22 protein-coding genes are annotated in these 23549 nt (G+C 33.8%); 19 read left to right on the forward strand and 3 right to left on the reverse strand.

Features of this window, described 5'->3' with window-relative positions; all coding sequences use genetic code 11:
- Nucleotides 1-118: 118 nt before the first annotated feature.
- From ABE048_RS12145 to ABE048_RS12155, 3 genes are all read right to left on the reverse strand, one after another.
- A complete protein-coding gene (locus tag ABE048_RS12145; protein ID WP_430311534.1) occupies nt 119-865 on the reverse strand; it encodes an amino acid ABC transporter ATP-binding protein in 747 nt (248 codons plus the stop codon).
- Nucleotides 866-880: 15 nt separating this feature from the next.
- Nucleotides 881-1540, reverse strand: a complete 660-nt coding sequence (locus ABE048_RS12150) for an amino acid ABC transporter permease (protein ID WP_430311535.1) — start codon at nt 1538-1540, stop codon at nt 881-883.
- Between the two features lie 146 nt (nt 1541-1686).
- Nucleotides 1687-2463 carry an amino acid ABC transporter substrate-binding protein gene (locus ABE048_RS12155; RefSeq protein WP_430311536.1) on the reverse strand — a complete coding sequence of 259 codons (777 nt, stop codon included), beginning with the start codon at nt 2461-2463 and terminating at the stop codon, nt 1687-1689.
- 546 nt (nt 2464-3009) lie between these two features.
- Between ABE048_RS12155 and ABE048_RS12160 the strand changes: the two genes are divergently transcribed.
- The 19 genes from ABE048_RS12160 (at nt 3010) to ABE048_RS12250 (ending at nt 23288) form a co-directional block, all read left to right on the forward strand.
- Nucleotides 3010-4179, forward strand: a complete 1170-nt coding sequence (locus ABE048_RS12160; RefSeq protein WP_430311537.1) for a PLP-dependent aminotransferase family protein — start codon at nt 3010-3012, stop codon at nt 4177-4179.
- A gap of 463 nt (nt 4180-4642) precedes the next feature.
- The gene (locus tag ABE048_RS12165; protein WP_430311538.1) at nt 4643-4894 is read left to right on the forward strand and encodes a DUF2935 domain-containing protein; all 252 of its coding nucleotides are present in this window, start codon (nt 4643-4645) and stop codon (nt 4892-4894) included.
- Between the two features lie 239 nt (nt 4895-5133).
- Nucleotides 5134-5655, forward strand: a complete 522-nt coding sequence (locus tag ABE048_RS12170; protein WP_430311539.1) for a YbaK/EbsC family protein — start codon at nt 5134-5136, stop codon at nt 5653-5655.
- A 126-nt stretch (nt 5656-5781) separates the two neighbouring features.
- A complete protein-coding gene (locus ABE048_RS12175; protein WP_430311540.1) occupies nt 5782-6567 on the forward strand; it encodes an alpha/beta fold hydrolase in 786 nt (261 codons plus the stop codon).
- 453 nt (nt 6568-7020) lie between these two features.
- Complete coding sequence (locus ABE048_RS12180) at nt 7021-7158, forward strand: teichoic acid D-Ala incorporation-associated protein DltX (RefSeq protein WP_430311541.1); 138 nt, start codon at nt 7021-7023, stop codon at nt 7156-7158.
- 19 nt (nt 7159-7177) lie between these two features.
- The gene (dltA, locus tag ABE048_RS12185) at nt 7178-8680 is read left to right on the forward strand and encodes a D-alanine--poly(phosphoribitol) ligase subunit DltA (protein ID WP_430311542.1); all 1503 of its coding nucleotides are present in this window, start codon (nt 7178-7180) and stop codon (nt 8678-8680) included.
- Nucleotides 8677-9840: a D-alanyl-lipoteichoic acid biosynthesis protein DltB gene (gene dltB, locus ABE048_RS12190; RefSeq protein ID WP_430311543.1), complete on the forward strand. Its 1164-nt coding sequence runs from the start codon at nt 8677-8679 to the stop codon at nt 9838-9840. The genes dltA and dltB overlap by 4 nt, the downstream gene beginning before the upstream one ends.
- A gap of 20 nt (nt 9841-9860) precedes the next feature.
- The gene (dltC, locus tag ABE048_RS12195) at nt 9861-10094 is read left to right on the forward strand and encodes a D-alanine--poly(phosphoribitol) ligase subunit 2 (protein WP_430311544.1); all 234 of its coding nucleotides are present in this window, start codon (nt 9861-9863) and stop codon (nt 10092-10094) included.
- Nucleotides 10091-11266 (forward strand): D-alanyl-lipoteichoic acid biosynthesis protein DltD, encoded by a 1176-nt coding sequence (gene dltD / locus ABE048_RS12200; RefSeq protein ID WP_430311545.1) that lies wholly within the window; start codon nt 10091-10093, stop codon nt 11264-11266. Before dltC ends, dltD begins: the two co-directional genes overlap by 4 nt.
- Before the next feature lie 221 nt (nt 11267-11487).
- Entirely contained in the window at nt 11488-11673 is a 186-nt protein-coding gene (locus tag ABE048_RS12205; protein WP_430311546.1) for a hypothetical protein, read from the forward strand.
- Between the two features lie 313 nt (nt 11674-11986).
- Nucleotides 11987-13732: a methyl-accepting chemotaxis protein gene (locus ABE048_RS12210; RefSeq protein WP_430311547.1), complete on the forward strand. Its 1746-nt coding sequence runs from the start codon at nt 11987-11989 to the stop codon at nt 13730-13732.
- A gap of 614 nt (nt 13733-14346) precedes the next feature.
- The gene (locus tag ABE048_RS12215; RefSeq protein WP_430311548.1) at nt 14347-14943 is read left to right on the forward strand and encodes a VanZ family protein; all 597 of its coding nucleotides are present in this window, start codon (nt 14347-14349) and stop codon (nt 14941-14943) included.
- A 55-nt stretch (nt 14944-14998) separates the two neighbouring features.
- A complete protein-coding gene (locus ABE048_RS12220; RefSeq protein WP_397540036.1) occupies nt 14999-15151 on the forward strand; it encodes a Fur-regulated basic protein FbpA in 153 nt (50 codons plus the stop codon).
- Between the two features lie 145 nt (nt 15152-15296).
- Nucleotides 15297-17123, forward strand: coding sequence for an asparagine synthase (glutamine-hydrolyzing) (gene asnB / locus ABE048_RS12225; RefSeq protein WP_430311549.1), 1827 nt, complete (start codon nt 15297-15299; stop codon nt 17121-17123).
- A gap of 33 nt (nt 17124-17156) precedes the next feature.
- Nucleotides 17157-18155 (forward strand): C39 family peptidase, encoded by a 999-nt coding sequence (locus ABE048_RS12230; protein WP_430311550.1) that lies wholly within the window; start codon nt 17157-17159, stop codon nt 18153-18155.
- Between the two features lie 604 nt (nt 18156-18759).
- Entirely contained in the window at nt 18760-19974 is a 1215-nt protein-coding gene (locus ABE048_RS12235; protein WP_430311551.1) for an ATP-grasp domain-containing protein, read from the forward strand.
- 3 nt (nt 19975-19977) lie between these two features.
- The gene (locus ABE048_RS12240) at nt 19978-20679 is read left to right on the forward strand and encodes an aspartate/glutamate racemase family protein (protein ID WP_430311552.1); all 702 of its coding nucleotides are present in this window, start codon (nt 19978-19980) and stop codon (nt 20677-20679) included.
- A gap of 87 nt (nt 20680-20766) precedes the next feature.
- A complete protein-coding gene (locus tag ABE048_RS12245) occupies nt 20767-22056 on the forward strand; it encodes a DEAD/DEAH box helicase (protein WP_430311553.1) in 1290 nt (429 codons plus the stop codon).
- Nucleotides 22057-22058: 2 nt separating this feature from the next.
- Nucleotides 22059-23288, forward strand: a complete 1230-nt coding sequence (locus tag ABE048_RS12250; protein WP_430311554.1) for an aminopeptidase — start codon at nt 22059-22061, stop codon at nt 23286-23288.
- Nucleotides 23289-23549: the final 261 nt, after the last annotated feature.

The raw sequence follows: 23549 nt of genomic DNA on the forward strand, positions 1-23549 counted from the left end.
TTTTTATTTCTTAAAATATTTCCATACTCCCAAAAGGTATAGAACCAATAAAAAAGCTGACCAAAGAATTTTATTTCTCTGGTCAGCTTTTTATTTTATTCCTTCTATAATCTGATTACTATTTTAAGCTTCGGTTAAGGAACGCTTTTGTTCGTTCGAATTGTGGATTGTCAAATAATTCTTGAGGAGTACCAGACTCTAGAATCTCACCGTTGTCCATGAATACGACACGGTTAGCAACTTCTCTAGCAAATCCCATTTCATGGGTTACGACGATCATCGTCATATGTTCTTCTGCTAAATCTTTCATAACTTGAAGTACTTCACCAGTTAGTTCAGGGTCTAGAGCAGAAGTTGGCTCATCAAATAACATAATTTCAGGATCCATCATCAATGCTCTAGCAATCGCTACACGTTGTTTTTGACCACCCGAGAGTTTTGCAGGGTATGCAGAAGCTTTGTCAGCAAGTCCAACTTTCTCTAAAAGCTCCATGCTACGACTACTAATATTTTGGGAGGATTCTTTCTTTACTAAACGTGGTGCCATTTCGAGATTCTCTTGGACCGTAAGATGTGGGAAAAGATTAAAATGTTGAAATACCATGCCCATTCTAGAAGTGACGCGTTTAATCTCTTGTGGTTTTGCATAAACCCCATCTTTTACAAGATAATCACCCGCTACTGCAATACTTCCACCATTTATTTCTTCGAGATGAACAAGACTTCTAAGCATTGTACTTTTACCAGATCCAGAGGGTCCAATGACCGCTACTACATCATTTTTATTTACATCAAATGTAATTTGTTTTAATACATCAAGATTGCCAAATGATTTTTTTAACTTGGATACTTCAATGATAGCCATAATGACCACTCCTCTCTATTCAAATGTAAACCGACGTTCAATCCATTTAAAGATTAATGTAAGTATTAGGGTCATGATAAGATACATAAATCCTGCAACAAAGAATGGAACGATCGTAAAATCACGGTTTACTGCAGCTTCTGCATAGTGTAATAATTCAGGAACAGCTACTGCATAGAGTAATGCTGTATCCTTCACAAGTGTGACCGATTCGTTTGCTAACGATGGAATAGCAATACGGAACATCTGTGGCAGAATAATACGTGTTGTTGTTTGGAATTTATTTAACCCAAGGACTTGTGCGGCTTCATATTGGCCTTTATCAATTGCTAACAAACCACCACGGAAGATTTCTGCAAAATAAGCAGCATAGTTAAGAACAAATCCGATGCATGCTGCTGTAAAGCGGTCTAATACTAAATATTGACCAATACCTGGAATCATGGGTAGTCCGAAGCAAATTATTAATAATTGAAGTAATAGTGGCGTACCACGCATTACATAAATATATACTTGAGCTAACCATGAGATTGGTTTAAAGCTACTTTTCACAGCCAATGTTAATAAGAAACCAAGGGGTATAGATAATACAATGGCGATTAGAAATAATAGTATGGTCATTTGTGATCCTTGTAGCATTGGTTTAATGACCGTAATGAGATAGTCTAAATTCATACAAGTGTTCCTCCTAAATGAAACTTGTCGATTGACAAAAACGATTGTGCTTTATCAGAATTAGGGAAATTGCATTTTTTATTCCGATAAGATAAAAACAAAACAGGTTTCCAAAAAAGGAAACCCGATTTTGACTGTTAATTATTTTACTTTAATACTTTGTTTTCACCAAACCATTTTTTGGAAATTTCAGCAGCTGTACCGTTTTCGTTCATTTTATCAAGTGCTTTTTGTAATTTGTTAAGTAATTCTTCATTACCTTTTTTAACTCCTACACCGTATTCTTCAGGCGCAAGGGATTCATCAAGAACTTTGAAAGTACCTTTTTGTTTTGACATATAATAATCAATTACTACTTCATCAATTACTACTGCATCTGTACGACCACTTTTTAAGTCATTCAAGGCCATTACATTATCAGAATACTCACTGACATTTTTTATTTTTGATTTAATAGGACTAGCATCTAATGCATCTGCTGCTGAAGATTGTGCTTGTAAACCAACTACTTTACCATTTAAATCATCTAATTTATTAATTTTTGAATTGGCAAGTGTTACGACTACTTGAGAATTTTTTAAATATGGTTTTGTAAAGTTAACTTGTTTTTTACGTGCGTCCGTAATCGTATATCCATTCCAAATTAAATCGATTCGACCACTGGATAACTCAGATTCTTTCGTTTTCCAATCAATTGGTTGAATTTGTACTTTATAACCCATTTCTTTTGCTGCAGCTTTAGCGTAGTCAATATCAAAACCAACGATGTTATTTTTTTCATCGCGGAATCCCATTGGAGCGAATGTATCGTCAACACCTATTACAAGTGTTTTATCATCTTTGGAAGCAGAGTTAGATGAACAGCCGGCCATCACACTGAAGATCGCTACGATGAACATTGTCATAATTGCAAAACGTTTCATAGTTGAAAACCACCTTTGATTTATATTATTAAATATTGGTTCAATTCACTTTAGTTCACTAGTGCGTTAATACATTATTAAGTTAGTACAGTATATCATTGTTTTGTAGAGAATGACAATAGCTTTTTTGATATATGAATTCAAGTGAATTAATGTTAGATTATTCAGTATATTATTATTCAATTTTTAGGCATCTTATTCGTAGTAGGGTATAAAAAAACAGGAGAATAAGCTTCTACTTCCTTTATTGTTAAAAACGTTCTGCTAACTTCAATAAATAAGGAAGTTTATTATAATTATTATTCAGTACCCACAGAATAATTGCGACTCTTACTAGCTGCGATTTTATAGCAACGCCACATCTAATATATAGTATACTGAGACTAATATATTTGAAGATATAAGTAAGCTAGTAAATTAATCTACAACTGATTAATTTACATTTCTATTTTACTTAAATATTCTAAAAAATATTGACAATTCCCAATGTTTTGTGATTTGCTATGATATAAAACAAATAAATATAGTTCAGAAGGAGAATGGATTATGGTGCAAATTTTTTCAGATAGAATGTTAAAAACAGATAGCTCATTTATTGCACAAGTTATGCGATTAACTGAGACAAAAGATATTATTTCTTTCGCAGGAGGATTACCAAATCCAATTTCTTTCCCAGTAGCGGAATTCCAAGAATCCATGAATCGCGTTTTACAACAATCAGGTGAAAGAGTTTTCCAATATTCAGGAACACAAGGCTATTTGCCATTACGTCAATGGATTGCAGATCGTTATAAAAAAAGATTTGATATAGACGTAACTGCAGATGACATCTTAATTACAACTGGTTCTCAACAAGGATTAGATTTGATGGGGAAAGTGTTGATCAATAAAGGGGATAATGTAGCTGTAGAAAGCCCTTGTTATCTTGCGGCTATTCAAACCTTTTCACTTTTTGAACCAAACTTTTTGCCAGTTAGCCTTGAAGATGACGGCTTAAATTTAGAAGAACTAGAAGCTACACTGAGAAATGATAATGTGAAATTATTATATACTGTTCCGAATTTCCAAAATCCTACTGGGTTAACGTATTCAAGAGAAAAAAGAGAAGCTATTTATGAAATTATCAAGAAAACGGATACGATTTTAATTGAAGACGATCCATATGGTGAACTTCGTTATGAAGGAGAATCATTACCATATATTGCAGGTGGGAAATCTGACAACAGTGTATTATTTGGTTCATTCTCAAAAACATTATCACCAGGAATGCGTATTGGTTTCCTATGTACAACGAATAAAGAGTTAATGGGTCATTTAATCGCAGCAAAACAATCTTCAGATTTGCATACAAATGTAATTTCTCAATATGCAATCTATGATTATTTGGCAAATAATGATTATGATAAGCACATCAGCCAAATTACAGAATTGTATAAAGAACAATGTAATTCGATGATTGCTTCTATGGAAAAATATTTACCAGCTCATGTTACATTCACAAAACCAGAGGGTGGTATGTTCTTATGGGCTGACCTAGGAGAAGGCGTATCATCCGTGGAAGTCTTTAATCGTGCGATTGAAAATAAAGTAGCCTTTGTTCCGGGGGATCCATTCTATACGAATGTAAAAGGTGCAAGCACATTACGACTAAATTATACGAATTCAGATCAAGCAACAATTGATGAAGGAATTAAGCGTTTGGCATCGGTATTATAAATAAGAAAGGAGGGTAGATTTGAAATAATCTATCCTCCTATGTTAAAAAATCATTTGATTACTACGCTTAGAGCATAAATGAAAAAGAAGTGAATTATTTAAACGTATGGAGAGTTCTTTTAAATCCATGCGTTTTTTCATTGCGTCAAATAAAAAAAGCTTCTTTTAGAAATGCAACTCTCAAAAATATTCAGTTTCGTTTTTCAGAGGTAAAGAAAGTTGATTTTAGTGGCTCTACAATGGATAAATTAACATATAACTTTTTGAAGGCAGGAAAAGCTGATTTGAGTAATGTAACGATTTTGTAATTTTAATTACAGTGACTCCAAAAATAAAAATGCAGACTTATACAAGATATTTGTACATTGTCCTGCATTTTTTTCTATTGGAAAAGTTTCGACTAGTACAATCCTTATTTGAATATATTTAAGTGATGAAAAGAATAAAGGAGATGTAAATTTTTTTGCCTGAATATTTGCAGAGCTCAATGTTTGAACATCAATTTTGGCTTGAAATTTTAATGAATCACGGGCAATTTATCCGTGACTCTCTTTATCCATCTGAGAAGGAGGATATTGAACAGGCAAAGACATTTATCCAGCGCTATTCTAATCTTCACATGCAAGTAGGCTCCTTAAATGAATTAAATGCAAGCTCATTTGCTGAAACAGCAGACGAAGCAGCAGAACAGTTAAATAGGAGGAGATTTCCTTAGCATAATAGTTATTAATATGAATTTGCCTATTCTTCAGAAAGAATTTTTATAATGGAGAATAGGCATTTTCCTATTAGGATATAAATAGGATGGTGGAATAATTACTTCCTTGAAACAGTTATGAAGCAAATGATAATAGATAAATATTTAAATCTAATTATTTTGATGTAAAATATAATTATCTGAATAATCAATTTAATAGTAGACGTTGCAAAAGAAATAATATTGGGGTGATTAAAATGGCAATCGAACTAGTAAGAGAACATTTTAAAAAGTATGGCCTGGAGCATAAAATTATGGAATATGAAGCTTCAAGTGCAACAGTAGAACTTGCTGCAGATGCTTTGGGAGTAAAACCAGAACGCATTGCAAAAACACTTTCTTTTATAAATGAAGATAGCTGCATTTTAGTAGTAGCAGCTGGTGACGCAAAAATTGATAATGCCAAGTTTAAACACAAATTTGGGGTAAAAGCCAAGATGCTTACACCAGATGAAGTACTTGAAAAGGTTGGGCATGCGGTTGGTGGTGTTTGTCCTTTTGGCATACCAGAAAGTATTCCTGTCTATTTAGATGTATCCCTTAAAAGATTTAAAACGGTATACCCAGCATGTGGGAGTAGTAATAGTGCAATCGAGCTTTCATGCGATGAAATATTTACATATGCCAATGGACAAGATTGGGTTGATGTTTGTAAAGGTTGGCAAAAGGATGATTTCAAAGATGGAGATTTAATAAAAAACACAAGAACATATTCTTAGTGGTAACACACTTGTTTTGTTTAATTTTGAATATCCTAATGAAAGATCTTTGGTAGCAGAGATTCACCAATTTTCCTTCAGATGAATAAGGTATGTTAGAAAATACTATTCAAATGGAGGGGTGTTGTGGGGTATTTTGTTTCTGTAGAGTCAGGAGTCAATTTATATGTTGAAGATCTAAACCCAACTGGCGAAAAGACCATCCTATTTATACATGGGTGGCCATTGAATCATAAACAATTTGAATATCAATTTAATGTTCTTCCTGAGAGAGGGTATCGATGTATCGGTATTGATTGGAGGGGATTCGGTCAATCAGATAAACCCATGAGTGGCTACGATTATAATAGGTTAGCAGATGACATTGCTTCTGTAATCACTACTCTTCAATTGGAGAATTTCACGTTAGCTGGACATTCAACTGGAGGAGCAATAGCACTTCGTTATATGGCAAGGTATAATGGATATGGCGTTCGCAATCTTGTCTTAATCGATGCTGCGGCACCAACAGGTTTTACTCCAGAAACAGCAGCAAAATTCCTAAAGGAAACTTACAATGATCGTCCGAATATGTTAAGGGATGTAACGGACAGCTTTTTCTTCCAATATATAACAAAACCTTTTTCTGAATGGTTCTTTCAAATGGGATTAGAAGCGGCGAGTTGGTCAACAGCTGCTATCATTAATACACTTAAAGATGAAAAGATTGAAACAGAATTTCAAACTATTTATGTTCCTACTTTAATTATTCATGGTATTCATGATCAGGTTATTCCATTTTCTCAAGCAAAAATCATATATGAAAAAATAAAAGGTTCAAAGCTTGTAGCATTTCATTATAGTGGCCATGGTCCTTTTTGGGAGGAAAGAGAAAAATTTAATGAGGTGTTAATCGATTTTACCTCGCGTTAGATGCGAATTAAATCGTTACTATGTATCTGTACAATGACAATGTGAAATGACATCGCATCTGCCTTAAATCAAGCCGATTTAACTATTAAATATTGTGCCAGCATGCTTGGTGCTGAGTAAGAAATCGGAAGAATCATTAACAGAATCTATTTAATAACTCCTCCTTTGGGGAGTTTTTATTTGTCGCTAAGTGGAAAAATCAGGTACATAAATATATGCTATAAGTTATATTAAAAATAAATTAAAATAATGTTTTAAACGAAATCCAGTGGTATTGTCTAGTTGTTCCTTCTAAATAAGAAGGGTTAACAAATCCTTATTAAAATGATACAATGTCCCTTGGCTGAAAAGTTAGCAAATATATTAATATAACATAATGAATGAATAAATCCTAGTGAAACCTTTATTAATTTCATTCGTACTATAGTAAAGCGGTAGAAAGGGAGTGGAGGTTTGCAAAAATTAATAGAAAACGGAGGCTTTCGTTTTATTGCATATACCTTATTTTATGTTGTCATATTAGTATTACTTGTATTGATTTACGGATTCCATGATATGAATGCTGGTCCGTTTATTTATACGGAATTTTAAATGAAAGTGAGAGTTACTTATGAGTGTTCTGCAAAAAATTCATGAAATGTCTTTGTTATATCCTGAACGCATCGCCTATCAAGTAGATGAAGAAACATTAACTTATGGCGAGTTGTGGAAACAATCTGATCTTGTTGCAGCATTTTTGATCCAAAATAAAATAGCTGCTCAAGCACCAATTGCCGTTTATGGGCATATGTCACCACAACAAATTATCGCTTTTTTAGGAGTAGTAAAGGCAGGGCATCCTTACATTCCGTTGGATACATCTATTCCTGATGAGCGTATTCAACATATATTGTCTGCATCGAATGCAGCAATGCTACTAAATACAGAAAAGATTAATATTAAACGATCTCTACCAACTTATGAAGTGAATTCTGTACTGGAATTGTCTGATTTAAGTTCAAAAACAATATCTCAGAGTAATTGGGTTGAGGGTGAAGAGATCTTCTATATTATCTATACTTCTGGAAGTACAGGGAATCCAAAAGGTGTGCAAATTACAGCGAATAACTTAGAAGAATTTGTTATGTGGCTTGAGGATCATGCTCAATTGCAAGATGGTGTATATCTAAATCAAGCACCATATTCTTTTGATTTATCCGTAATGGATCTCTATCCTGCGTTGACAAAAGGACGTTCATTATATGCATTAACAAAAACGGAAATTGAACAACCAGCAATGCTTTTTGAATCATTACAACGGTCGAACGTAAATGTTTGGACTTCAACACCGTCATTTGTGAAAATTTGCATGATGAACCCACTTTGGAATGAAGAAATGATGCCTTCAATCAACAAGTTTTTATTTTGTGGAGAAGTATTGCCGCATGAATTAGCAAGTCGTTTGCAAGAGCGATTTCCACAAGCGCAAATTATCAATTTATATGGCCCAACAGAAACAACTGTTGCGGTAACAGCAGTTGAAGTAACTAAAAGTCTTCTTGAAGTCTTTAATGTTTTGCCCATTGCAAAGGCTGATTCCGATCGATTGATATTACTTGATGAAGCTGGAGATATCGTGAGCGAAGGAGAGAAGGGGCAACTTGTTATTACTGGTCCAACAGTAAGTAAAGGGTATCTCGGTGCACCTGAGCAAACTGATAAAGTATTTAAACTTTGGCGCGATGAAGATGTGTATTATACAGGTGATGTTGGTTATTACCAAAATGGCTACATCTTCTATTCAGGTCGTTCTGATTTCCAAGTGAAGCTTCATGGCTATCGCCTAGAAATTGAAGAAATTGAGAAAAAGATTGGATCATTAAATGAAGTAAGTGGTTGTATCGTACAGCCAGTGAAAGTACAAGAAGAAGTAGTGTCTTTAACTGCATTCGTTGTACTAACCCAAAAGACAGATGAAAAACCATTCCAAAAAACAAAACGATTAAAAAGCGCATTATCTGAAGTTGTCCCAAGTTATATGGTGCCAAAGAAGTTTATATATGTGGATCAACTTCCTTTGAATGCAAATGGTAAAGTGGACCGTAAAAGATTGGCGGTAGAAGTAACGATATGATACCTTATGGTGATTTTACATTCTTCTTTATCATCGGTATTTTATTGATACCTACAATCATATTAGGACTTAAAGGAAAGTCATCGAAAAAGTATAACATGTTTATTTCAGTTATCATCTTGGCGATTATTTTTAGTTCATCAGTTAAGAGTATAGTTTCGTTGGTACTATTTACGATTTTCCAAGTGCTATTAATTAAAGGATATCAAGCGTATCGATCAAAGAATAATAATGGTACCGTTTTTGTAATTGCTGTTTTACTAGCAATTCTACCGCTTGTAATGGTGAAGATACTGCCTTTTTTAGGGCTTAACAATGTCTTTGGTTTTTTAGGTGTTTCTTATATTACGTTTAAAGCTGTACAAATGATTATGGAAACACGTGATGGCATGATCAAAAAGCCGATTTCTATCGTGGAACTTATCTATTTCCTTTTGTTTTTCCCATCGATTTCATCAGGCCCAATCGACCGATGGAGACGATTTGAAAAGGATATGAACCATGTCCCAGATCGTGAAGAATATCGTGAGTTATTATTTAATGGTATTAATAAAATTTTCCAAGGATTCTTATATAAATTTATCATTGCATTCTTACTCTACAATAAAGTTTTATTGTATTTGCCAAATCATACTTACAATTATTTAACACCTTTTGAAGGACATCTTGCCTATATGTATATTTACAGTCTATATCTATTCTTTGATTTTGCAGGATATAGCGCATTTGCAATTGGTGTAAGTAAAATTATGGGTATTAAAACTCCTGAAAACTTTAATTTACCATTCTTAAGTAAGAATATTAAAGATTTCTGGAATCGTTGGCATATGAGTTTATCATTTTGGTTCAGAGATTATGTCTATATGCGTTTTGTTTTTTGGATGACGAAGAAAAAATGGCTAAAGAATCGTTATACAGTATCTTATATAGGCTATTTCTTATTATTCCTTCTTATGGGCGTATGGCATGGATTAGAATGGCACTTTATCGTGTATGGTTTGTATCATGCAATTCTTATTGTGTGCTTTGATAAGTTTGAAAGATGGAACAAAGTGCATAAGTTCTGGCCTAAAAATAAATGGACCAATGCTATTTCAATTGTGATTACATTCCATTTTGTATGTTTTGGTTTTTATATTTTTTCAGGCAATTTATTTTAATTAAAAAGGGGTTTATTTAAATGGAAAAACAACAAGTATTTGAAGTATTAGCTGCTGTATGTGAAGATGATGTTATTTTAGAAAATCCAGATATTGAACTTTTTGAAGAGGGTTTACTCGATTCATTTGGTACAATTACATTACTAGTTGAAATCGAAGAAAAACTAGGTATTAATGTACCGATTACAGAGTTCACTCGTGAAGAGTGGAATACACCTAATCATATTGCGGAGAAATTAGCTGAGTTAGCATGAAAAAGATAACATTCCTTCCTCTAGTGATTGCAATCATTATATTTTTGGCTTTTATATTTTTCCCTAATCGCTGGTTGAAGAGTTGGATAACAGATCAAAGGGTAGAAGAGGCAAAGATTGAAATGAATCCTCTTATGTTCCAAGGGGCGTATTTGCAAAGTCAAATGCTAAAAGATAAAAATGCTCTTCCGATTTACGGATCATCTGAACTGGAACATTTTGATCCTTTCTATCCTTATAATTACACAAAAGCAGCAGGTACACCCTATTCTACTTTTATGGTAGGACGTGGAGGAAGCCAAAGTATTACACATTTCTTAAATTTTGCTGAGCAAGAGAAAAACTTGAAAGGGAAAAAAATCGTTTTTATCATATCCCCTCAATGGTTTACAGCTCAGGGAATGGATGATTTCCATTTTTCTCCCAACTATTCAATGCTTCATGCGTATGACTTGGCATTCAATCATGAAATGAATCCTAAGTTAAAGGAAAAAGCGATGCGACGTTTATTACAATTTGATACCGTTAAGAGAGATCATCTCTTAGTATCAATGTATAAATATGAATTAGCAAAAGATAAAATGCCAATATTAGGACGAGCAACAATGGCAATTGGTTATATGAATCGAGCACTTCTTGAGAAGAAGGACTTATATTATTCATTGATCAATGAAAAGGATAAAAATCTACATGCGAAACCATCTCTTATAAAAGATCAAACATTTGAACAACAAATAGCTAATGCAGATGCATATGGGAAAAAACGTATTACAAACAATGATTTAAATGTAAATGATAAATACTATAATCGTAATATTGCACCAAAATATAAGCAGTTAAAAAACTTCAGAAAAGATGTTGATTATTCTAAATCACCTGAATATGAAGATTTTCAACTTGTGATTGATGTGTTAAAAGATGCAGGTGCGAAACCGATATTCGTTTCAATTCCAATGAATGGAAAGTGGTATGATTATGCTGGCTATCCAAAAGAAAAACGCCAAGCTTACTATCAAAAAATAAGAACGATCATAAAAGACTCTAACTATCCTTTAATCGATTACTCATCTCATGAGTATGACCCTCATTTCATTACTGATACAATTCATATTGGATGGAAAGGATGGGTATATCTAGATCGAGATATGGATCGTTATTGGAAAACTAAATAAATGATTGAAGAGCTGTCTTAAAAGTGATTTCCAACACTTATAAGACAGCTTTTTTTAACTTCTAAGGTAGTTCGTATAGCTCAAGTATCTCCTCTTTATGATTTTTTTGGAAAACATTTGTCCAAAATGTGAATAAAATGTTGACAAATTGTGTCTGAAAGCGTTATTATTATGACATAAAGTTGTCACATTTATTTGTATATAAAAGAGGGGGATGCAAAATGAATTATACTGATATTATTTTAATTGCTGTAGCATGTATGAGCATTCCATTGGTTTGTGCAATTTTCTTCGATGCATTTTACGCAGAGAAAAAAAGCAAAACCTTTTCATTGAAACGAGTTTCTTGTTGGTATGCTTTGTTTTTCGCTTTATCTTTTGTTCCATCCTTAATGTTTATCTCTTAATAATATATTTAAGTAAAAAAAAAGAACCTTCTTTCTTAGAAGGTTCTTTTTTTATTGATTTTATTAAAAAACTGATACAAAAACAGTATATATATCATGGCGGATATGAATGGAAATGGGATTTTCTACTTATTTCACTATATCAATAGTGCAAAATATTTACAAAAATATGTATATTAAAATCAAAAAAATTACATTATAATAGTCTTAAAATAATGAATTTAGTTTTTAAGTTAAAAGAATTATCTAGTGGGAAAACTTTATTGTTTGCTGAAAGAATCTATTATAAGTTTAAGAAAAAAGGAGAGACGCTATGTTTTCAAAAACGAAAAATCATTATCAATATTTTTCTGAAATTTCAGGTTCTGATATTAATGCTAACGAACGATTTCAAGTTAAATTAGATTTTCTAGGTTTATCTTCTATTAGAAGAGCTTCAGTTCAAGAATTAAAAGTATTGTATGATGCACATCATAATGAAATACTGGATGGATTTTATAGTTATTTAATATCTTTTCCAGGCTTCAGAGAAATAATTGAAAAACATTCATCTGTTGAGAAATTAAAAATTACATTTGATAAACATTTCAGAAGTTTATTCGAAGATCAATTAGATTTGCAATATATCTTTAATCGAAGAAAAATTGCCTATACACATGCAAAGATAGGTGTATTACCTGACTGGATGATTTCAGCCTATACATTAATTAACCAAATAATTATTCCATTAATCATTGAGAATTATGGCCGTAATCGTAAAAAAATGATGGATGTGCTATTAGCCTATGAAACACTTGTGAGTATAGATCAACAACTTATAGTAGAGACATATATTGAAATTCAAGCTGGTTCAATTGTTAATGGATTAGGTGAAATAATTGCTTTTAATACTCAACTTGATCAAATCAAAAATTTAATTCAGTTTCAGGAAATGCAAAAGCGAGATGTTATTTCGGCAAATAGTTTGATGGAGCAATTAGATGCTAGTATTGAGGAAGTTTCTGCATCAATTGTAGATGTTTCAAATGATACACAAAGTTCATTAGAAGAGTTGAGTAAGGGAATTCAGTCCCTTAGAAATGTAAATGAATTAATGAGAACGACTGATCAAGGACAAGAAAGTATCAAAGAAAATGTTAGAGAATTAGAGAACAGAGTGAATAACGTTACAAACTTGATGGAATTTATCAAGGGGATTGCAGAACAGACAAACTTATTGGCATTAAATGCATCGATTGAAGCAGCTCGTGCTGGAGAAGCAGGCAAGGGGTTTGCTGTTGTGGCAGAAGAAGTTAGAAAATTGGCAGATAATACAAAATCTTCTGTGCAATCTATTTATGGAGACATACAAAAGCTTCTAGAAATTACAAAGAACATTAGTACACTAACAAAACAATCTGCCGATGACTTACATATGGGTGTAAACGAAACATCCAATATTACAACCGCATTATCTACATTAAATGATACATTACAACACCAAGGGGCTAGTATTGAGGAAATTGCTACTGCTACTCAACAACAAGCAGCATCGGCTAACGATATCACTATGAAAAATCGTAATATAGCAGAAAACGCGATAAAGAGTAAAGAAATCTCAAATGAAACGGGTGAAGCGATTTACTCTTTAAGTAAAATGATTGATAATTATCGAACAAAAACGATATCTAAAAACTTCATCATTAGTCAGGAAGATATTATTTCACTCACTATTACTGATCATTTATTATGGCGTTGGAAAATTTATAATTTACTGTTGGGTTTCGAACATTTAACAGTCGATAACGTAAAGTCACATAAAGAATCGCGTCTTGGAGAATGGTATTATGGACAAGGTAAAGAATTATTAGGCAATGAACCGGTATTTATAGAAATAGAGGAACCACACACACGTGTCCATGAAGTAGCACGGAAAGCAGTAGAGGCTTATAATAATGGCAACAGCGAATTAGCTGAGGAATATCTAGTACAAGTAGAAAAATGTTCAAACATTGTGATTGATAAACTCACTAAATTACGAGAAATTATCATTACAAGTAAACAACTTTATCAACATTAAAGTATAAGAATGTGATAATTTTCCTGCAACAAATCTACCGAAGCGATGCATGAGTAATCTTTTTCTACGACGATGATCGTCGATTCGCCTGCGAAAAGCGAAAATAATCTTCTTCAAGTAATAGTCCATTTGTAATAAAAAAGTTATCAATGCAATAGTTTTTCAGGCAACACGAGTATGCGAATAAATAATAGAAATCTTTTCAATTGATAAAAAGGCTGTCCTAAAAGTGAGCTATTCATGCACTTTAGGACAGCCTATTACTTTTGAAAAGCTTGTACAGCCTATACTATTTTAGCTGTTCTGAGAACTAAGATAAAAGCTTACATGAATATGCATCATTATAATAGAAGATATTCAAATTTTCTTCCAAGATTATTCCAAGTAAAATTTTAAATGTCCTATAGTAAAATCGTTTTAAAACCCATACTTTTTTGATATTCTTTTTTGCGAAAAGGTAAAATAGTCTTTGTACGAAATCATAAGGAATATGGTATCGTAGAATATAGAGGAAAAGTATATTAATGAGAAGATTGTTAAAGAAATTTAATGTTTTTTTGCAACTTATTGTTATATAATTTGTCCTGATATGTAGAAAGAAATGAGTGACGAAGTTGTCTTATATACTTCAATATACACTTGATATGATGATTGTAATGATCATTGCAATTCCATTTGTTGTGTATATACGCTTTAAATCACGGAAAAAACAAGATATTAGCCTAGAAAATCGTTGGCATGAAGTTGGAATTATAACGTTTTGGGTTTATTTAATTGGTTTATTTTATGAAACCATTATTCCCAAAAATGGCGTTAGTCTTCAATATGCAGAAATGCGAATTCATAATCTAGACGCCCATGGTGTTAATCTGCATCTATTTCGTGTGTTTACAGATGTTTATAATGCCATTCATTATTTAGACTTATGGCAACCGTTTTTCATTAACTTTCTTGGTAACATCGTAATCTTTATGCCAATTGGTTTTCTACTACCATTACTTTGGCGGAAGATGGAGAAGTTCTTCTTTGTTTTTATTACTGGACTAGGATTGTCATTATTTATCGAGACAATGCAGCTTCCCCAATATAGAAGTACTGATGTAGATGATTTATGGTTGAATACTTTAGGCGCCATATTAGGATTTCTCATCTACAAACAATTTGCTAAGCGGATACCTAAATTGAAAGAGAAATTTAAGCCTTTCGTTTAGAACATGAATTTTTGGGGAAAATGTCATAATACAGTAAGGGAAGAAGGGGTACAACATGAATAACCAGAAGATTACAGCTGAAGAACGAAAAAAGAATCATGTGATGAATCATTTAATGGAACTTGGCGTGTTTAAAATAAATGATAAACAACTATATCAAGTACCATTAGAAGTATTGATGAAAGAATACAAAAAGCATACGAGCTAACAGGTTGCTACTATGTGGCAATCTTTTTCGGTATAAGTCAAGTGAAAATAAGAGTATAATCAAAAGATGTCGAATGTTACATAGTACATTCAAAGACGTGCTAAATTAAATAGATTGAATGGAATAGATAGGAGAATAAAATTATATGTGTGGATTTACAGGATTTATCGGTGAGGTTTCAAACTCTGACGTTGTGTTAGAGAATATGATGAACCAAATTATTCACCGTGGACCAGACTCTTCAGGGCAGTTTACAGATGATCAAGCAGCACTTGGGTTCCGCCGCTTAAGTATTATTGACGTAGCCAATGGTAGCCAGCCTCTTTATAACGAAGATCAATCATTAGTATTAATCTTCAACGGTGAAATTTATAACTATAAAGAAATTAGAGATGACCTTATTGCAGCAGGCCATATTTTCGATACAGATACAGATAGTGAAGTATTAATTCATGGCTATGAGGAATACGGCACAAAATTAGTGCAAAAATTACGTGGTATGTTCGCATTCGTTATTTGGGACCGCAACAAAAAACGCTTATTTGCAGCGCGTGATATGTTCGGAATTAAACCATTCTACTATGCACATATGAATGGTACATTACTATTCGGTTCAGAAATTAAAAGTTTCTTACCACACCCACACTTCGAAAAAGTACTTAACGAAAAAGCACTAAAACCATACTTAACATTCCAATTTCCAGTATTAAAAGAAACTTTCTTTAAAGGTGTTTTCAAATTACCAGCAGCTCACTACTTAACATTTGAAGATGGTAAATTAGAAATCACACGCTATTGGGAACCAAAATTCAATCCAGAAGAACGTCCACTTAATGAGATTGTAGAAGAAATCGATTCAACTGTTCGTGAATCGATTGAAGCTCATAAATTTTCAGACCCAGATGTTCTAGTAGGTTCATTCCTATCTTCTGGTGTGGACTCAAGTTACGTTGCTTCTGTATTAAAGCCAGATAAAACTTTCTCTGTTGGTTTCGCAGCAGAAAAATTCTCTGAAGTGGATAATGCAAAAGCATTATCAAATGAACTAGGTATTGAAAATGTCAACGAAGTATTAGACCCTGAAGTTTGCTTCAATAAACTTGATGAAATTCAATATATGATGGATGAACCACACTCTAACCCATCAATTGTTCCTTTATATTTCTTAGCAGAGCTTGCTAGAAAACATGTTACAGTTGTTCTTTCTGGTGAAGGTGCTGACGAATTATTTGGAGGCTATGCAGAATACGATGAAACACCTACAATGCGTAAATATAAAAAAGTACCGCAATTTATACGTCGCCCTATTGCAGAAGTGGCCAAAGCTCTTCCTGAAATGCGAGGTAAGCACTTCTTAATGCGTGGAGGTCTGCCTGTTGAACAAACATTTATTGGACAAGCGCATATTTTCGAAGAAGAAGAATCAACTGCGATTCTTACAGATAAATATAACCATGCTCCATCTGTTGCAGATATCGTTATGCCAGTGTACAAGAAAGCAGCTGGTGAAGATGATTTAACGAAGAAACAATTGTTGGACTTACAACTATGGCTCGTGGACGATATCAATTTAAAAGCGGATAAAATGAGTATGGCTCACTCAATTGAGTTACGTGTACCATTCCTTGACCGTGAAGTGATGAGAGTGGCTTCTAAAGTACCTTCTCACTATCGAGTTAACGAAAAAGATACAAAATACGCTTTCCGTCAAGCATCACAACGTGCACTTCCAGATGAATGGGCACACCGTAAAAAAATAGGTTTCCCAGTACCAATTCGTCTTTGGTTAAAAGAAGATAAATACTACAATCAAATTAAAGAAGCATTTGAATCACCTGAAGCTGCACAATTCTTTGATCAACAAGCAATCGTTAAATTGTTATCAGAACACTACGAAGGCAAAGCGAAAAACCAACGAAAAGTATGGACAATTTACATGTTCTTAGTTTGGTACAAAAAATATTTCGGCTAATTGTTCCTTTAGCTTAAAAGAGGATGATCAGCGTTGTTTAAGAGAAGTAAAATGCCTCGGCATTTGCTCCTCTTTTGCTTTTTAATGCTTTTTATGAGTGGCTGTTCTAGTATTTTACCGGCAAAAGAAGAGAAAATGGACGAAGGAATCAAAGTACTTATTGTTGCATTTGGAAGCAGGGAACCTATTCCAGACATGAAAGTTAGTGTACGTGATTTAGACACGGACAAACTAGTTACAACTGCAACAGGTGATTCTGAAGGAGAAGTTACGCTAAACGGTTTAAAGACAGGTCATAGTTATTTATTTGTCCCATCATCATCTGAATACACTTCTGATGTTACAAAAGAGCCAACTAATGTAGCGAAGGTTGTAAACGTAAAGGAAGATACATCTTATGTCGTCCTTGAAACATATTATCAAAAGGAAAATCAACGACTGGATGTACCTGTCATTTTACAAAATCCACAGCTTCCACATGGCTGTGAAATTACAGCAATGACGGCCGCCTTTAACTACTATGGTCTAAATCTTAATAAAATGAAGATGGCAAAAAAATATCTACCAACTGAAGAAGTAATTGATAAAGATGGAAAGAGAATTGGTCCAGATCCAAATAAAGCTTATGCAGGTGATCCTGCAAATGAATTAACTGGTACATATGCCTTCGCCCCTGTTATTACAAAAGCAGCAAAAAAAGTAGCACATGACTATAAAACCGATTTAAAAGTGACCAATCTTACAGGTGCAAGTGAAAAGAAAATAATTGATAAGGTACAACAAGGCATTCCTGTTATGATGTGGGTAACACTCGATTTATCGAAGCCAAAGAAAAAAGAAGGCTGGTATATAGAGAATACCAATAAAAAACCTAAAATGTACCGCAATTTACATGTAGTGGTTTTAACAGGATATGAAGATAATAAAGTAATTGTAATGGATCCATTGCATGGCTATGTATCACATAATGCGAAAAAATTCTTCTCAAGCTATAGAGATATGGGCTCCCAAGCTATTGCAATTGAGAAATAAATGAGAGATTATATAATTATTTGATATTTTTTATGGCTAAACTAAATGATATTGAATATATTCATAGATTTTCTCTTAAGATAGCCTTTTGTGAAAAATTATAAAGTGGTAGAAAAACGAGACTCCTGCGGGAAAGCACTGAAAAGTAAAAAAACATGAAAATATATAATAAAAATCTTGTGTAACAATCTTATTTGAAGTGGAATTAGCGGAGACTCCTGTGGGAAAACGAGCTAGACGAGACCCCGGAGCGCAGCGAGGAGGCTCGTCAGTTCGCCCACGGAAAGCGGAGCTAATTCCACTTCAAGTAAAATCAGATTTTTACTTTAATTTTTTGCATGCAACTATTTTTTTCAGTGAACTCAACGAAATTGAGTGAGGATTCTTTCTTGCTTTTCTGCGCAAAGCGAGCGGTCTCTACCCAAATTAGTTTACAAACGAAATCTTGAATAATCTTAGATATATTGAATAACAAATTCAAGTTGAACAAAGCCTTGAAAATTACGACATCAAAATAAGACATTATTCGTTTATAAAGAAAAAATATGATAAACTAATGGCATTAAAAATTAAAATAAGTACAAAATAAGTGAGATGATAAGAGATGGCAGAACAACCATTTTTACCAATATTAATCGGATCAGATATGAATGCATATGGTATGGCACGTGCTTTTTATGAAGCATATGGAATCAAAGCAATAGTAGTCGGCCGAGCACATTTAACACCAACACAAAATAGTCATATTCTACATTTCAAACAAGTTTCAAACTTAAAAGAAAACTTTGTAGAAGAAATGAAAAAATTAGCAAAAGAGTACGAGCAAAAAGACTTACTACTTATGGGTTGTGGCGATGATTATGTCAAACTCATTATTAAAAACAAACCAGCTCTGGAACAATATTTCACTGTTCCTTACATTGATGAATCTTTAATGGACCGCATATTACTGAAAGAAAACTTCTATAAAATGTGCGAAAAATATAACTTCAGCTATCCTAAAACAGATACTTGTACGTTTGAGACATATGAAAACTTCCAAGTGAAAGTTGAATACCCAATCATTATTAAAGCTTCTAATTCAGTTGCATATTGGGCTTGTGAATTCCCTGGGAAGAAGAAGGTCTTCATAGCACATGATGAAGCAGAAAAAAATGCTATCTTAAAAGCAATCTATAGCTCATCTTACAAAGACCACTTAATCATCCAAGAATTCATCCCTGGTGATGACTCATATATGCGCGTATTGAATGCATATGTTGCAACAGATGGTGAAGTGAAGCTTATGTGTTTAGGTAACCCAATTCTTGAAGAACACTCTCCAGAAGGTATTGGTAGTTATGCGGCCATCATCACTACTTATGATAAAGATTTAATGGATCAAGTCCGTTTCTTCTTAGAAGATATTGGTTTTACAGGTATTGCAAACTTCGATATGAAGTATGATTATCGTGATGGCAAATATAAACTATTTGAAATTAACCTACGTAATGGGCGTAGTAGCTACTATGTAACTGCTTCTGGTTATAACTTGATGCAATATGTAGCAGATGACCGTATGTTACACATTCCACAAGAATGTACTTATGCAGATAACGAACATTTGTGGAGTATCATTCCAAATGGAGTATTATTCAAATACGCACAAAACAAGGAGCTTAAAGCTAAAGCTCGTAAGTTAATCAAAGAAGGTAAAGCAACAAACTCTTTATTCTACAAAGAGGATATGAATTTTAAACGTTGGTTCAAACTTACATTGAATAGCTTGAACTATTATCGTAAATACAAAAAATACTTTAACAATAAAGGTCTGTCTTAAGTTATGGAAAAGAAAGTACTCGGTATTATTGGTGGCGTGGGACCACTAGCAACAATGCTGCTTGGTGAAACGATTGTCCGTAGAACGAAAGCATTTAGCGATCAGGAGCATATGCATTTTATCATTGATAATGATACGCGTATCCCTGATAGAACGGCCTATATCCTAGATCACTCTAAACCAAATCCACTACCAGTGATGGTTGAGGATGCAAATAAGCTTGCTGATTCGGGTGCAGATCTGATTTGTATTCCTTGTAATACAGCGCATAATTTTTACGATGATTTACAAGCAGGTTCTTCAGTTCCTGTGTTGCATATGATTCGAGAAACAGCGAAAAAAGCACATAAATTAAATGCAAAACGTGTAGGAGTACTTGGTACAATCGGTACATTGACATCCAATATGTATCAAGAGGCTTTGATAGATGAAGGAATAGAGCCAGTTGTTCCAGATGAAGCAATGCAGCAAAATCTTATGACCGTGATTTATGACTATGTAAAAGCAGGCAAGAAGGTTTCAAAAGAGCAATGGCAACCAATTGAAACTGCCATGAAGAATATGGGTTGTGACTACATCATATTAGGTTGTACAGAGCTATCAGTTGTGAATCGTGAGTTAGCGCTAGATGATTCGTATATTGATGCATTGATTGTATTAGCTGAATGTGCGATTACTGGTTGTGGTTACGAATTATTAGACTAAACATTGAAAGACCTGTCCTTTCTGTAAGGGACAGGTTTTTACATAATGTAAGTTATTTAATATAAATGAGAGAAGGTGTGGGAAACAATGTCATTCTTAACTTTACTGAATGAAGATTTACAAAAAAAGTGGACTTTCCCATCCACAATGCCAATCCAAGATCAAATGATTCCGGCACTATTAGATGGAAAAGACGTAGTAGCTGAATCCCCAACAGGTACAGGTAAAACATTAGCTTATCTATTACCGATACTACAAAAAGTAGATGGTGCAAAAAAAGCAACGCAGGCACTAATCGTTGCTCCATCCCAAGAATTATGTATGCAAATTGTAGAAGTTATTCGTACATGGACTGCCGGTACAAATATTACGGTTGTTCCATTAATTGGTGGGGCAAACCCACAACGCCAAATCGAAAAATTAAAGAAAAAACCAACCATTGCAGTTGGTACACCAGGACGTCTAAATGAGTTAGTTAAAGAGAAGAAATTGAAGTTACATGAGCTAACTACAATCGTTTTAGACGAAGGAGATCAACTACTAAGCCGCGATTATCGTGTCATTGTAAAATCATTTATCGACGGTGCAGATCACGAACGTCAAGTCGCAGTGGTATCAGCAACGATTACCGATGAAATCGAATTAGTAGCAAATCGTATGCTCCATGATCCTTTACGTTTTCAAGTAAAAGTAGATAAAACATTAACAGGTAGTAAGGTCGTACATTCCTTTGTAAAACTACAAGAACGTGACAAAACTGAATTTCTACGTAAATTATCACATGTATCAGGAGTTCGAGGACTTGCTTTTATGAACAATTTAGATCAAGTCTTAATGAAGAAATCTAAGCTTGAATTCCGCAATGCACCAATTGTGGCACTACATTCTGAGATGAAAAAAGAAGAAAGAAAAGCTGCTTTAGACAGTTTCCGCAAAGGAGAAGCGCGTATTCTAATTGCAACAGATATTGCAGCGAGGGGCTTAGATATAGAAGGATTAACGCATGTTATTCACGTAGACGTTCCATATACGAGAGAACAATATGTCCATCGTTCAGGACGTACAGGACGTGCAGGAGCAGATGGAGAGGTTATTACATTACTTGCATATCACGAAGAACAAGCTTACCATAAACGAGTTCGTGAACTATCAATTAAACCAGTTGAAAAAATTTGGTCTAATGGCCAACTTGTAGAAGGACACGCAGAAATTAAACAAGTTCGAAAACAAACAAAGCCAAATGGTAATTCTAAATCGCAAAACTCATATAAAAAGAGTAATGAAAGTAGTTCATTTGGAGCTTCTTTTAAGGATTCTGGAAATAAAAAACACTTTACTAAGAAATCTAATAAAAATAATAAGAAACGGGGGAATTAATGGTGACATTTGAAGAAAAGCTAGAACAATTTGCTGAATTGGCTGTAAAAGTTGGCGCTAATGTTCAAAAAGGAAAAACTCTTTTGATCAATACAACTACAGATACAATTGAATTTACACGTTTAGTCGTAAAAAAAGCTTATGAAGCAGGCGCTGCTCGCGTAACAGTGAATTTCTCTGACGATATGATTAATCGTGAATTTTTCGACAATGCACCAGATGACGAATTTGCAAAATTTCCTCGTTGGATTAGTGAGCAACGTGATGAACTCATTGAACGTAAAGGCGCATTACTATGGATTGATGCTGCGGATCCAGATAATTTAACAGGTGTCCCTGTAGAAAAATTATCCGCTCATCAAAAAGCATCAGGTAAAGCTTTAGAAAATTATCGCGATGCTGTTATGAATGATAAGATTGCATGGTCAATCATTGCTGTTCCTTCAAAAAAATGGGCTGCGAAAATATTCCCTAATTTGAAAGAAGAAGAACAAGTACCAGCATTATGGGAAGCTATCTTTAGAACAGTTCATATAGGTGAAGGGAATGTCATTGATAACTGGGAGCAACATTTGAAAAATTTAGATGCACGTGCGGACCTTCTAAACAAGAGACGCTATGCTAAATTACATTACACAGCACCAGGTACAGATTTAACAATAGAATTACCAGATAAGCATATTTGGTGCACAGGTGCTAGTCATACTCCAGATGGCACTTCATTTGTTGCGAATATGCCGACTGAAGAAGTTTACACAATGCCTTTAAAATACGGGGTGAATGGTTATGTTTCCAATACAAAACCACTTGCATTCCAAGGTAATATTATCGATCAATTCAAAATTACATTCGAAAACGGTAAAATTGTAAAAACAGAAGCAGGCGTAGGTGCAGAACTACTTCAAGAATTAACAAAAGCAGACGAGGGTTCACAATACCTTGGTGAAGTTGCATTAGTACCACATGAATCTCCGATTTCAGCTTCAAATATTCTGTATTACAATACTTTATTTGACGAAAACGCTTCAAATCATTTAGCAATTGGCGAAGCATACCCAACATGCTATGAGAATGGCAGCGCTCTTACAAGAGAACAACTTGAAGAAAAAGGTATCAATACATCCATTACACATGAAGACTTCATGGTAGGCAGTGGTGAAATGGACATTGACGGTATCTTACCAGATGGAACAGTAGAACCAATCTTCCGTAAAGGTAGTTGGGCGTTTTAAACAAAAACTAAAACTCCACTCATTGTTGAAATGGGTGGAGTTTTTTTGCGGAAAATTGATAGTAGTATAGATTCAACTAATGAGTAATGCAAAGAAATGACAATTCGCCGCAAGGATTGCAACCCACGGCGAGCATCGAACTATTTCTTTATAGGAGCCTTCTTCTTTTTAGCATCAATTGCTTTTATGATGATTGGATAAACAATTGGAGCTATCTTAATAGCAGCTTTTACAACTTTTCGTACTTGCATAAATGAGCAC

The sequence above is a fragment of the Rummeliibacillus pycnus genome (genome assembly GCF_050459865.1).
In the GTDB taxonomy this organism is placed as follows: domain Bacteria; phylum Bacillota; class Bacilli; order Bacillales_A; family Planococcaceae; genus Rummeliibacillus; species Rummeliibacillus pycnus_B.